The following is a 12,712-nucleotide window of genomic DNA, read 5'->3' on the forward strand; positions in this document are numbered from 1 at the left end:
AACATATAACCTTGCTCCTCCGGCTTGCACTCCATTTATTTTATCACCGCGTATGAAAATTTCCTGATTCCAGCCTTTGTAGGCTTCAAAGAATTCTTGGCATGAGAGAGACTTTTTACCCCGCATGACTTTTTGATTCTTTCTTAAGTTGAGTAATGATTTGCACTCCAGGCCAAATAGCTTCTACTCCATCTAAAAACAAGCTATTGCCGTAAAGAGCATCAGCCAGTACACAAGTGACCTTAAAAGCAGGAAATTCACAAGCAAAATTTTTAAGCAATTGCAAAGCCAGTGTATACTTTTTTGGATATTCTAATGACCTTTTAGGCTCTTTGGGACGGTCTTCTTTAGAAATTCCTAACTTTTTTAGTGTTCTTACTTCCTGTTGCCATTTTGTGAGTACAGGATCAGGAGAATAAAAGGCAAAGGAGACGGGAATGCAAAATTTTTTAGTCACTAGCTGAAGAAATACTATATTTTGGCCACAAAAATAACCACTCGTTTTCTTATCACGGATTTTATGTAAATGAGGCAACTTCTCAGCATTTTTTGATCGACTGTGATCTTTATCATCGATAATAAGAACCCCTTCTGTGATGCCATGTTTACGTAGGACCGCGCGAACACTACAGATTAGCAGCCTGTTCCAAGCAATCTTAGCACGTCTAAACATGGCCGATAAAGCCATCTTTTTATAGCTTTTAAGCCCAGCCCTTTCAAATTTTGCCCAACAGATTGAATTTGTAATTAATATTCCCATCAAGCAAAAAGTCAGCCAACACCATTGAATTTTGAATAAGCTATTGTGGGAATTTCCTTGTTTGAGAGCCACTTTAAGTTGATTTAGATATTCTTTAATAAAAGGAAGGGGGACTGGGAAAATATAGACAAAAAATTATTTTTAATGAGTTGATAAGCTACAACATTATTTTATTAAAAATTAGTCAACAAGAAAAAAGTACATGATCGAGTATAAAGGCTTACAAAGTTTAAATTTAAAGGTGGAGGATAAGCAATTTAGAGGTAAGAGTATAAATTATTGGGAGGCTTATAACTTTAAGTTAATCACTTGAATCCATTTCAGTCGCATAAGTCTTTTTAAACTCTTCTTTAATAAGCTTTAATTCTCGGTCTAGCTTTTCATGGATAGCTTCTAAGATCCACTGTTTTTTTGAATAGCTGGAATAAACTTTTTTGAAAATTTGAATACGTTTTTCAATCTCATTAGAGATGTTGTCATCCAAAAAAACTTGAATTCTTCTTTGTTTGGATAAATCACCGACATTTTCCAATTTAAGCTTTTCAGCAATAGCCTCATAAACCCATTTTCCCTTGGAGCATTTTTTATTGATCGCTTTCAGCGAAAAAAGATGCTTCTCAAGTTTATCATGCAAATTGGAACCTATCGTAAAAGTGTAACTTTTTTCTTTAATAGATAGCAATTTATTTAGTTGCTCGTCGATATCAGCATTACTCATAGTATCCTTGTTTACGAATTTAACAATATCGCTTCATTAGTATTAGGAAAAGTTTTGTTAAATGGGCCTTTACTACTTAAAAAGCAACAAGCCTTAAAGGCTGTTTTGTACTTCCTTCGCTTTAAGGGAGCAGCCAAAAAACTACTTCTATTCCTTCTTAATAGGCTTTTCATTCTTAGCTTTAAGATAATCTCTTAGGATTTATCATATTACGTTTAAGGATAAGGATATAGCAAATTTAAAGGAAGAGTATTTTTAAAAATTTCTTATACATTTTCGGTGCGAAGAGAGTTATTTAGTTTATATAAATTGAAAAATCTTATTGAGTAAGAAATATGCATTATAATATAAAACTTGCTGAACGGTTTAGGTTTTATCGCTAAGATTTTATTCAATGGAAGAGGAGCTCTTTTTTTTGTCCTCCTTTAGAAGCAATAAAGTAGTCATAAAAGAGGAGTTAAGAATCTTAATAGCTGACAAAATGTTCTCAAAAAAGATCCCTATGTCTTAAGTTTAAACTAGCTTTTTCCTTTTCTTTGCTAAATAAGAATTTAGCTAAAAAATTTGAAGGTCCCTTGCTCATTTAAGCTTTCATCTTCTCAGATAAAAAAGACTTCATAATTCTAGCGAAAGAACCTCCTCAGAGCTATTAAGAGAAAGAGAGAAGGGAAACCACTTAAGCGGGAAGAGTTGCTATTCTTTAAGAAGCATTTAAAATATTTTTAATTATCTAAGAGTTGGCTGTTTTATAGGATAGAGTATGCACCCAGTGTCCATAGAATATATGACTAAAAGCAAAGCTAAGAAAAGGAGTAAAATTTAACTGCTAGGCTTGACTAGCAATCATTCATCAAAGAGTAAAAATTTATGACATTAAGTTAGCCCTGATAATCTTTATAGGATAAGCACATCCTTAAAAGAAGTTTTTAAGAATACTTGGAAGCAATAAAAGCAAGACGAGCGGAGTAATTTTTGTTAGATAAAGCTTGTAGCCGAGGATATGGATGGCTGGGCATAAAAAGGTGTTACTAATTGAATTAAAAAGCTCCCTAAAAAACGTTTAGGCATAAAGCCTCTTTAAGCACCTTAAGCCCTTTAGGAGGGCTTAAGGTCCTTTAAAAATACTTTCTTGTAAGAGACGGACTATATTGTTTACCTAATTTTCGCTCTTAGTTTATCTGGATAGAGGTTGTTTTTTGCAAGGTATCCTGTAGGCCTTTAAGGAGGTTGTCATGCAATCCTTTGACACTAAGTAAATCTTCCCCTAAACCGCTAAGGCTGTCTAAAAGGTCATCTAAAACCTTTTGCAGCTGTTTAATCATGGCTTGTAGCTCTTCAATAATAGCATCATATTTACCTCTCACTGAAGCAATAATTGCTTGAGAGACATTCATTCCTCCTTGAATCCCACTTTTAACTGCCGTTAGTGTGGATTGAGTGATACTTACTCCTGCCAGAATACGATTAAAAGTATTGGGATTTTTTAAAGCTTTGGTCAGGAGCTTTTCAATTAGCTCTAAAGCTTTGGCACCTTTGGCGGACTTAAGAACTTTGCTTAATACATTTCCCAACACGCGGAAAGTTGTATCGGCAATTCGTTTGGCAACGCTTCCTATTACATTTACAACCTCAGATAATTCTTGTAAGGCTTTTTTTACTATCTTTCCAGTAACACTAATAGCTTTAGATAAAATCTTTACACTGTTCACTAAATCCACAGCCTTTTGTATGACGTCCATTACCTGCTTTAGAATCTTCGCAGTCGAAGCGGCGGCTCTTGCTGTGGCTTGAGTAACCGCAGGGACAGCAGCAGCTGGATTGATACAGCTTAAGATTCCAATTGTTATGGTAATAGCCATTCCCACCGCCATCGCAATATATTGAGCATGTTCTCTACTAATTCCGCACATCTGGCAAAAATCAGGAATGATATCAGACTCTGTTAGCATGGTGGTAAACATAGTAGTCACTAGCTGTGGACCTAGCATACCCACCGCCATTATAGCCATAGTGGCCATCACAAATAATTGAGTAATAGCTCTTAAGCCCGCCTTTAACCCATCTAAAAATCCATTGCCACTGGGGATAATTTTATCTATTAATTTAGAGACTATGTCTACGATAGCTTCAATGAGTTTACCCGTTAAGTTGAGTGTGGTATCTAATAAAGCAAAGACAAGGCCTAATAGACCTCCTGTCGCTACAGCCATCAATACGGTTATAACCTTTATTACCGGTTCGATGATTTTCATAAGAACGCCTAGAAAGCCTGATTTTCCTTGCTGCTTTTGCATCTCTTTTTCTTTTTCTTGCTGCTCGCGAACTTGCTGCAATTGCATGCCTAGCTTAGCAGTGGCTTGTTGTTTAGCCTGTTGGGAACGAGAGGTTTGTATTTCATAAATTGTATTTTGAGCTTCCACAATCGCTTTGCTAATCGTCATAAGTAAATCGATGGTTTTTTGCTTACCCGGACCATTGGGCATCAGTAATTGTAACTGCGCCATCGAAGTATTTAGCATCTCGCGTGCTTGCACAAGAGAGGTCGTTGCTAGGTTGGAGGAGATATCTTTAAAAGCATTTTTCATTTGCTCTGCAGATGGCTGCCAATTTACCGGTAATTGATTTTGAACTTTAGTTTCACTGATTGTTTTATTTATGATCTGCTGAGCAATAGCTTTAAGAGCGTTAGGAATACTAGGATCTTTGATGTTTTCTATAGCTTTTTTAAGAGCCGCAAGCTCAGTAGCGTTCAAGTTGTTCTGACCTGCATATTCATCGAGATTAAGTTTAAGGTTAACTTGAAAGCTCCCCTTTAGAGCTCCATTATACATTGCATTATTCAAAGGAGGTTTCCACCCTGCTGGAGTACTAAATTTTTGGCTAGTTTGTTTAAGAGCTGCATTTTGTAATTGTTTAAGTTTATTCTGGTCCACTCCTTTGAGTGCAGGGGAAGGGTTATAATGCTGATAGATAAGAGCCGCTTTATCTTCGGGAGAAAGCGAAGTATCACTATTTACCGCTTTTTCAAAAGCAGCATTATAAGTGTCTGAGAGGGAAAGGTTGTAAGAGGAGTTGTCTACAGCAGGATTTAACTTAGATACATCAACTCCTGCTTTCAACGTTTCTTGCTGGGCTTGCCCTGTGAGCGTTTGTAAAATTTGATTAAGGTCGGCGCCAGAATTTAGCTTAGTACCCTCGGTGGTAGCTGTAGAATTATAAAAAGCGAAGGTAAGCTTTGCTACATCGCTGGAGGATAGATTGTTAGCTTTTGCATAAGATGTTAATGCTGCATTAAAGTTATTGGCATATAAGGTGCGTTGCCCCTCGTCAGTTAAGGGTTTCGTATTGCTATTTTGATTATTAGCATTCGTTTGGGCTTGAGTTTGTAGATGGGAGAGGAGGGCTTGAGGTTGAAAGAGTCCGTTAGTTAATAGAGTGGGATCTTTTTGTGCGGCTTCAGAGGGAGCAGGAAGTTGAGGACTTCCAGGAGCAGTAAAAGAGCTAGGCTTGGCAGTTTGCGTGGATTTGTTAGCCGTATCAGTTGAGCGTGGATCTTCCCCTAAAGTGGGGGGAATAGTATTGACTTCGCCAGGTTCCCCCACTTGAAAATTATTGTAATTAGTATTGAAATTGGTATTAAGTGACATGTAGTCCTCCTCAAAAACTTGGTAGAATAAAAATAGGAAAATGGAAGTTTCTTATATTATTGCAAATTTTTTTTAATTATTGATGATAGATTTAATGTAAAAATTTTTTAAAAGCTTTATAATCGCTTTTTTTTGTTTCTTTGGTTGCCTCTTATGGGCTAGTGTGCCTGCGATGAGTTTGGTTGATTTTGACCCCGAGCATTTTTTTTTGCTTCCCTGATTTAAGCGATCAGCGTCACTGACGAGCAAAAAGACCCGTAAAGGGCCTCTTCGCTCCTTTATGCTTATCTGGCTTAGCCTGTAGACTGAACTCCAACAGAGCTTCCCAGCTTCCTTTCATCCTCAGAAAATTTACGTAGTTGCTGCATAAGATCGGCGATCAATTTTGAATTTTCGCTTTTAGCGTTATTCATTAAGTCCACAGTTTTAAAAGAGTTTTGGATGTAAGCATCCATCATGGCTTTTAAAGCCTCTGCTTGAGCTTTCTCTACCACCAATTCTGATTTCCATAAGTTCATCATTCCCTCGGTAGACTTGTTTAGCATGGTAGAAGTCATGTTGAAGATCATCATTTTGTTAGTCACGCTATTGGCATGAGTCATGGCATAGCTAGTATTAAATTTTTCCAGTTCATAATTTGCTGTCTCAGATTCATGATTGGCCCTATTTAAATCTCTTTTAGCAGACAAAGACTCCTCAGAGCTTCTTAAACTCCTAGCTTCTGCTTCTTTTAATCTTCCTTTTCTTGTATCTTTATCTAATTCCTCACCATAAGCTATGTCTCTTTGATCTTTAGCATCTTTCAACTTTTGCTCAGAGGCTGTAATTCCTTCTCTAGAGCCACCTTGCTTAGCACTTTCTAGGTTTTTTTTGGCCTCGGCTACATTTTTATCCGCATTTCTCATTTGTTGGACTTTCATTTCGTTGGCTGTGTGTTGGCCTGACACTTCATCGTAGTGCTGTTTAGCATTTGCTTTATGGCCTTTAAGGCGTGTAGATTCGTCTTTATAAGTTCCTTTCTGTTTTTCCATATCTTTATCAACATTGCGGTTGACTCTAAATTGCATGGCGGCTTGTCCTAATGAAACTCCTGCTTCCATAAAGCAGGCGATTGCACTGGCCATATACATCTTAGACTCTTTTTCAGCTGCTTGTAGAATTTGCTGGGCTTGGCCTTTGGCCAGCTCATTAATCATACTCATTTGAGATAAAGTAATTTCTTCTTGAGCCATGGTCATTTGACGTAAGACATTAGAAATTTCTGTAAAATTCATAAAAAAGGCCACCAAGGGATTGGGTCGTAAAAAGGGATTGCCTGTGCCTGAAGATTCTGATACCCCGGCAGCCTGGGCATTAGGAGGAGGAATATGTGCGAGTAGATTGCGTGTATGTTTAGCAGATACAGCCTCTTTTCCAGTGGAGGTGCTATCTGTATAATAGGCCTGGTTGGGCTGAGCTACTGCTTTGGCAGCTGAATTCGCTCCTGCAGCGGGAACGGCTCCAGAATCAGAAGAGGGTAGATAAACTCCGCCTCCCTGGCTTTGTCCTGTGATATTTCCAGATGTCATAATTTCCTCCTTCTCTATTTTTGAAGAGAATTGTTGTTAAATTTTTTATATTAACTGCGAGACGGTCGTATGGTTAAATTCTATAGAACCGTTCCTAAATGCCGTGTAAATAGTTTCAGCAAAATAAATAATTTCTTCGATCTCTTCATTGAGCTGGCTAGGGGTGGCATCAATGCTTTCAAGAACCCCTGTATAAGCCTGATATAAATGATCAAAATCCTCTTCTTTCAAGCTAGCCGTAGCCTGCTGGATATATAAAGCTATGTTGGATACAAGCTCGCCAGCCAAAGAGGGTAAAAAAGTTTGGAGATTTTCTAACCCCTCCACTAATTCAGCCTTTAAATGTAGAAAAAGCTCTTCTAAAAATTTCTTCTTCCCCCTAGCCACTGTTAATAAAGACAAAATTAATAGAAGAGGAAGTATTAATGCTGTCAGGGTTTGCTGTTGCTTGGTAGTGGCTCCACATGCACTTACAAAGCTTTCCACAATTTTTTGCCAAATGCCTGTTTTCAAGGTAAGGATTAGAGCTAACTCAATTCCAAAAGATTGCTTTCTTTGTTGTTCCTTTTCATCTTTTTCTTTAAGAGGTGAGGAGTAGGTAAATCTAAAGTCACTCAAAGCCCAGCTTAAAGCGATGGTGGTGAGGACAAGGCCACGAGAAATCATTAGCAATAATTGCTTATTTCCTTGATCTTCTTGGAGTAGATGGATTCTTACAATAAAATCTACTAACCTTTGAGTGGATGAGGTTAAAGCTTTTCCCATAATTCCCGCCGAGCTTTCCTCTTTTTCGATCCCTTGCAAAGCAATTTTAAAGCTTAATAAAAGTGCGGGGGCAGCTTCCTTAATCGTTTGAGCCATAGTCACCGTACTTAAAGAGCTAATCAGCGGGCCCAAAATGGTTAGAAATTCTCCATGGTTTTTTCTATTATAACTCTCTTTAACCGCCTCCAAAGCATGGGCTAGATTTTTTCTAGCTTTTTGTATTTCGCTATTGTTTTCTTTCATAGGTGGTCTTCAGCAGCCTTTTTATTATGAATGTGGGCAAGGGTGGAGTAAGCCATGCCTAATTGGTTGGCTGCTCCCATTAGCTCATCAAAAAATGGATCATTAGGCCCTAAGCTTGCTAAGCTATTTTTTATCGCTTCAAAAGTTGGAAAGCTGTCTTTAAGGATGCCTTGTAAGGCTTTTTCGGCTAACTCTAAATTCATCTGCCTGCGAATATCTAATGGCGAGCCAGCGGCTGCGATAGGATTTTGAGAATCTAGAGCATTTGCAGAATTTTTAATTCCATTGAGTACTTTTGCTGCTCCTTCTAATAGCTTTCCTAGCGCTATTAAGGAGGGGTTGCGTTCTTCTATAGGGGCCTGTAAGCTTTGTTCGTAAGCTGCTCGTACATTGCTGGGCAGCCTCTCCGTGATTTCTGCTAGCACTTGTTTCCACGTGTCATCAGCTCGCGGGGGCGTTACTTCTACGCGCATATGTTCTAAAGGATGTAAAGTGGGCTTGCTTGGGGAGGTGTCATATTTCCATAAGGCTTGCTTGTCAATCTCAGTAAATGAAATAGAATCTAAATTATTTGCAATGCCCATCGATAGGCGTAGAGCATGGATAGCGGCATTTTGATCATTGAGAAGAGAAAATTCTGGAATGCCGCCGGGGGCACCTGTCCCACTTCCTGAGATGCTCATCGTCTACCTCTCGGAGTTTTTTACATGAGTAATAGATTCATTTTCTGCTTTAACTTTTTCTATAATGGCAGGATCAATCTCTAATTGGGAAAGAAGATAGTCGTAAGTCATCAACCATTTTTCTTTATCTAGCATGTATTCTTGCTTATCTGCAGCTCTTTTTATGGCTTGCTCTATAGCCATAAGAGCACTGGCATAATCTTTAGCCTCAATCAAGCAATCACACATCTTTTCAAAAGGCAATGGATCTTCAGGATTTAGCACGCCTAATTCCATAAGCATGGCAACGGCGGCAAGCCAATTTTTTTGCTGAATATAGCAATGGGCCAAGGCGATGGTATATTTTTGATCAATAGGTACCATAACTTTTAGCCAACGATAAAGCTGGCTGGCTTCTTCAATTTCATTTTTTTGGTAAAGGGTATAAGCAAATTTATAAACGTAATCCATAAAATTTACGTCAAAGCCTAAAGCTTGGGCAGGTAACATGCCATTTTCAAAAATATCGATCAGCGCTTGTTCTTGGAGTTTTACCTCCTCTTCGCTTAATTTTCCTCGATGGGCATCCACTGTCTTTTTAATGGCTTTTCTGAATTCTTCTGGGTTAAAGTCTTGTGTTTCTTCTGCCATGGATAAGTTCTCCTTCATTAGGTTTTATGGCGTGAGATGTTTGTTTGAAGTCTTTCTTGCAGTTCTAGGGGTTCAAATGATCATGGGGCTCCTTTAAGATAAGGTAAATTGTCCTGTTGATTCATCTTGTGTAAATGCTAGATGAGTAAAAGAAACCCTTACTTTTCTGCTTTAATAGTATCTTTAATTTCCTCTTGTAAATGCTTTATAGTCAGCAAAGCACGATCTTTTAGCATTTGAAATTCAGGTTTACTACCAGCTCTTTTAATCGCCATCTCCAAGGCAATAATTGTGGAATAAGAATCTTTCATGGCTACAAAGCAATCTGACATGTGATAGTAGGGGATAGGGTTTTCAGGATCTAGCACACAGCAAATGGTGTAGGTATCTACGGCGTTTTTGTATTCTTTCATCATGTGAAAACAGGAGGCAAGCCCAAGAATATATTTGGCTTCATTAGCATTTAACATGATAAGTAGACGAAAAACTTGCACGGCATCTTTATAGCGGCCTGTTTGATAAAAATTGTAACCTTGCGCATAAAGTCCTTCCACTTGCTGATCACTAAGATTTAATAGGTCTTTTGGCATATGTCCATTTTTAAAAAACTCGTCAGCTAATTGAGTCACATTCTTTTCTTGGCTTGCATCATTCTTCAGCTGTTCCCCTAAGCTTTCTACAGCTTTTTTTATTTGTTCTTCGTCACTTTTCATGAAGTTTCCTTTTTATATTGAAAATTCTGGATTATTTGAAAATTGCAGATAAAATTGTGCTTAATTGCTGCAAGATGCTGTCGGCCACACTGCCCTGCTGACTTGCCGCATCATTACTTTGATTAACATTAGCCTGCAAGGATTTGGCTTGATCAGAAAGGGTTTGTTGGCTGGCCTGTAATTTGCTAATGTAGTTTTGGTTGACGTTATTAAGTGCGTTACGGGTGGCTTGGGCGGCATCTTTGTCCCAGCCATTGGTGCCTCCTAGAACTGTACCATCTCCTTGAGTAAAAGTGCGCATTTGCCTAAGCTTATCACTATAAGCAGCTTGCCACTGTGATAAGAAGCTTAAAGTTTGAGACTGGGAGGCAGCTACATTTTGTATAGTCCCCAGCATGCTGATAAGAGCTAGTAAAACTTCATTTAAGATATAGGTGCTATTGGAATCCCTGGTTAAGGCAGTGGGGCTAAATTGAGGATTGTAGTAAAGGTTTTGCGTATAAGAGTACCAGTCCCCTAAGTCTTGGCTTGCCTCAAAAGAGCCTGAAGGCTGGCTGCTAGTAGCGGTTTTGGCTAGCTCGCTGGTATAGAAAGCAGAAAGGCGTTGCACAAAAACTCTCTGCGCGACAGTCCAATTAGCAGAGTTTTGAGATAAAGTTCCTACCGGACCATTAAAAGATTCATAGATAGCTTGATAAGATTGTACGTATGTAACGCCGGTGCTATTTTGGCTATTTAATAAACTTAACACACTAGATTTGTTAGATGTTTGGATAACTGTCGTGGTGCTTAAGTAGTTGAGGAAAGCTTTAGTAAAATTTCCATAGTTGTTGCTGAGGGTAGCTGTATAGGTAGTACCGTTAAGAGTGAGAGTTTCAGAGGTACTGCTACTCGATAAGATCGAGAAATTAAAATTTTTGATAAAATCAGAGAAGGCTGCTTTGAATTGTCCAGGTAGATTGGAAACATCGATAATGCTACTAAGATCTGTATTTCCTATATCAGGATTGGCACCCACTGAGGCTGTATAAATATTATATAATCCATTTAAAGGGCTAGCTGAATTGGAAGGATCATAAGCTGCGGAAGGGATGGAGCTTGTGCTAGGATAGCCTAAGACCTTGGTATAAAATTGGTTGATAAAACTTGTAATGTCGGTCGTATCTACGGAATTAAAATTGGTGGGAGTTAAATTGCTATTAAGGGTCGCTGCACTCGTGGTAGAAGTGTTATATAATTTTTGAGTCGGTATCACAGCTAGTTGGCCACTCACATAAGAAAGACTTGTATCTAGCACATATGAGCCAGCAATACTGTTAAGATCTTCTAAAAAATTTTGTGAATTAGTACTTGAGGTCATAGGGCTCCTCCTAAAAATGCCGAAGTTATTTAATAAGACCTTAAAATTATGTGTAGAAAGAAAAGAGGCTGTCTTTAAGATCTACTAAAGGCTTCATGCTTATATTGTAAATTTTTTTATTTATCTTTTACTGTTAATAAGTTTACCTAGCGATATTCTGGGCCATTTTTTGGATAATTTGTGAAATCGCTTGTAGAGCTGCGGACGCAGATTTATAATATTCTTCAAAGATATAAAGATAATTTCTTACCGTCTCTTTTTGAGTATCATTTAAGTTTTCACTAGCTGTAATAGCAAAGGTAATATTTTGCTGAAACTTTCCTGCTGCATTAGCATCGCTACTATTAAAAGCACTATAATTATCTAACATCCATTTTCTAAAGCCTGCTGAAGCTAGCCCTGGTGGCGTGGTCGAGAGAACGGGTTGGCCATTTACACTGAATGAGGTATTTAAATCTGTTAAAACTTGTGTAAGCCTTGAATATAAGCTAGTAACATTGCTTCTATCGCTTGCGGAAGTAATCGCTGAAAGTGTTTTTAGCTGTTCAGTTAATTGAGTACGGATGTTCACCAATTTCTTATAGGCCGAGACAAATCCTGACGATCCAGGAGCAATAGAAGGAAGAATAACGGGGGTAATAGGCTTGTTATAGAAGGCACTTGCCGCTTGTTGATAGCCAGGGCTCCAAGCGGATGGCCCGTCTTTACCCCTGCCATCCCCATAGTTAAAATTAAAAGCACTCGATTTTGTAGTAATTTGGTTATGCAAATTTTGAAGTTCGGCTAAATTATCTAAAATTTGTTGGGTCATATTCAAAGCACTTTTTAGCTGAGCCATATTTTTGGAAATGATCTGGTTACCTGTCTGAACGTAGTCAATTTCAATAATGCTTTGTAAGCCGCGTGCTCCTCCATAGCCCTCTAACTGTGCTGCCTGGACAGCATTAGCAACTGCGGAGACTTGAATAGCTAGGTCTAACCATTGTTTTAATTGGTTAGCACTTAGCTGGGGAATATTGCTGCCAGCCGCATTGGTATTCACGCCAATTGCTGCAAGAGAGCGTAAAATGGCATCATAATCTTGTGCCATACTCATCGTCATGAGATGTTGATTATAAGAAGACTTACCTGCTGAGGGAGGGACTTTAGCGGATAAGCCATGGGCAGCCAAAAAGCCAGCGCTTACGATTGAGCTAGGATAGATAATCTGCCCTGAGCTTGTTACAATGACTCCGTACTTAGCCAGATTAGTCAATTGATTAAGCGCAGCATTGACCTCAGAAACGTTTAAGGCAGAAATAAGTGATGCCGGGTAGGCATTGGATGAGGTCGTAGAGCCTTGGAGCTGCAACACTCTTACAAACGCCATAATAGCATTATAGTAAGCAGAGGCCACTTTAGCATTAGTATATTCTAGCCGTGTAGGAATAGCACTGGGCATTCCACTTATATTTACATATGGTGTTGTAAAGGTCATAACCTACCCCTTCTTATAGTCAATGAAGGACTTCATGTTTAATATTAGGCATTCTTACTTAGATTTTTTTAAGTTTTTTAATAAGTATCTGAGATTAAGTAAGTTAAATTTTATCTTCTCAGCTGCTCTTTTCTTTATAAAGTATAAA

10 protein-coding genes are annotated in these 12,712 nt (G+C 38.3%); all 10 read right to left on the bottom strand.

What is annotated here, in order from left to right:
• Nucleotides 1-115: 115 nt before the first annotated feature.
• The 10 genes from DB41_RS09965 to DB41_RS10010 all read right to left on the bottom strand — a co-directional run bounded on the left by DB41_RS09965 (nt 116) and on the right by DB41_RS10010 (nt 12,564).
• Entirely contained in the window at nt 116-673 is a 558-nt protein-coding gene (locus DB41_RS09965) for a transposase (RefSeq protein ID WP_162180954.1), read from the bottom strand.
• A gap of 388 nt (nt 674-1,061) precedes the next feature.
• Complete coding sequence (locus tag DB41_RS09970; RefSeq protein ID WP_039386874.1) at nt 1,062-1,478, bottom strand: hypothetical protein; 417 nt, start codon at nt 1,476-1,478, stop codon at nt 1,062-1,064.
• Nucleotides 1,479-2,647: 1,169 nt separating this feature from the next.
• The gene (locus DB41_RS09975; RefSeq protein WP_039386877.1) at nt 2,648-5,125 is read right to left on the bottom strand and encodes a hypothetical protein; all 2,478 of its coding nucleotides are present in this window, start codon (nt 5,123-5,125) and stop codon (nt 2,648-2,650) included.
• A 293-nt stretch (nt 5,126-5,418) separates the two neighbouring features.
• Nucleotides 5,419-6,693 carry a hypothetical protein gene (locus DB41_RS09980; protein ID WP_039386880.1) on the bottom strand — a complete coding sequence of 425 codons (1,275 nt, stop codon included), beginning with the start codon at nt 6,691-6,693 and terminating at the stop codon, nt 5,419-5,421.
• 45 nt (nt 6,694-6,738) lie between these two features.
• Nucleotides 6,739-7,701, bottom strand: a complete 963-nt coding sequence (locus DB41_RS09985; RefSeq protein WP_039386883.1) for a hypothetical protein — start codon at nt 7,699-7,701, stop codon at nt 6,739-6,741.
• Nucleotides 7,698-8,384 carry a hypothetical protein gene (locus tag DB41_RS09990; protein WP_039386886.1) on the bottom strand — a complete coding sequence of 229 codons (687 nt, stop codon included), beginning with the start codon at nt 8,382-8,384 and terminating at the stop codon, nt 7,698-7,700. Before DB41_RS09990 ends, DB41_RS09985 begins: the two co-directional genes overlap by 4 nt.
• 3 nt (nt 8,385-8,387) lie before the next feature.
• On the bottom strand, nt 8,388-9,014 hold the full coding sequence (locus DB41_RS09995) for a tetratricopeptide repeat protein (protein WP_039386888.1): 627 nt from the start codon (nt 9,012-9,014) through the stop codon (nt 8,388-8,390).
• Between the two features lie 158 nt (nt 9,015-9,172).
• Nucleotides 9,173-9,727, bottom strand: coding sequence for a SycD/LcrH family type III secretion system chaperone (locus DB41_RS10000; protein ID WP_039386890.1), 555 nt, complete (start codon nt 9,725-9,727; stop codon nt 9,173-9,175).
• Between the two features lie 31 nt (nt 9,728-9,758).
• Nucleotides 9,759-11,087 (bottom strand): hypothetical protein, encoded by a 1,329-nt coding sequence (locus DB41_RS10005; protein WP_039386893.1) that lies wholly within the window; start codon nt 11,085-11,087, stop codon nt 9,759-9,761.
• Between the two features lie 142 nt (nt 11,088-11,229).
• Nucleotides 11,230-12,564 (bottom strand): hypothetical protein, encoded by a 1,335-nt coding sequence (locus DB41_RS10010; protein WP_039386895.1) that lies wholly within the window; start codon nt 12,562-12,564, stop codon nt 11,230-11,232.
• Nucleotides 12,565-12,712 lie beyond the last annotated feature (148 nt).

Origin of the sequence: Neochlamydia sp. TUME1 (assembly GCF_000813645.1) — a bacterium.
In the GTDB taxonomy this organism is placed as follows: domain Bacteria; phylum Chlamydiota; class Chlamydiia; order Chlamydiales; family Parachlamydiaceae; genus Neochlamydia.

Coding starts and splice junctions, on each gene's coding strand:
- DB41_RS09970 (WP_039386874.1), bottom strand. CDS start 1,478: ATGAGTAATGCTGATATCGACGAGCAACTAAATAAATTGCTATCTATT.
- DB41_RS10005 (WP_039386893.1), bottom strand. CDS start 11,087: ATGACCTCAAGTACTAATTCACAAAATTTTTTAGAAGATCTTAACAGT.
- DB41_RS09980 (WP_039386880.1), bottom strand. CDS start 6,693: ATGACATCTGGAAATATCACAGGACAAAGCCAGGGAGGCGGAGTTTAT.
- DB41_RS09985 (WP_039386883.1), bottom strand. CDS start 7,701: ATGAAAGAAAACAATAGCGAAATACAAAAAGCTAGAAAAAATCTAGCC.
- DB41_RS09965 (WP_162180954.1), bottom strand. CDS start 673: ATGTTTAGACGTGCTAAGATTGCTTGGAACAGGCTGCTAATCTGTAGT.
- DB41_RS09990 (WP_039386886.1), bottom strand. CDS start 8,384: ATGAGCATCTCAGGAAGTGGGACAGGTGCCCCCGGCGGCATTCCAGAA.
- DB41_RS10000 (WP_039386890.1), bottom strand. CDS start 9,727: ATGAAAAGTGACGAAGAACAAATAAAAAAAGCTGTAGAAAGCTTAGGG.
- DB41_RS09995 (WP_039386888.1), bottom strand. CDS start 9,014: ATGGCAGAAGAAACACAAGACTTTAACCCAGAAGAATTCAGAAAAGCC.
- DB41_RS10010 (WP_039386895.1), bottom strand. CDS start 12,564: ATGACCTTTACAACACCATATGTAAATATAAGTGGAATGCCCAGTGCT.
- DB41_RS09975 (WP_039386877.1), bottom strand. CDS start 5,125: ATGTCACTTAATACCAATTTCAATACTAATTACAATAATTTTCAAGTG.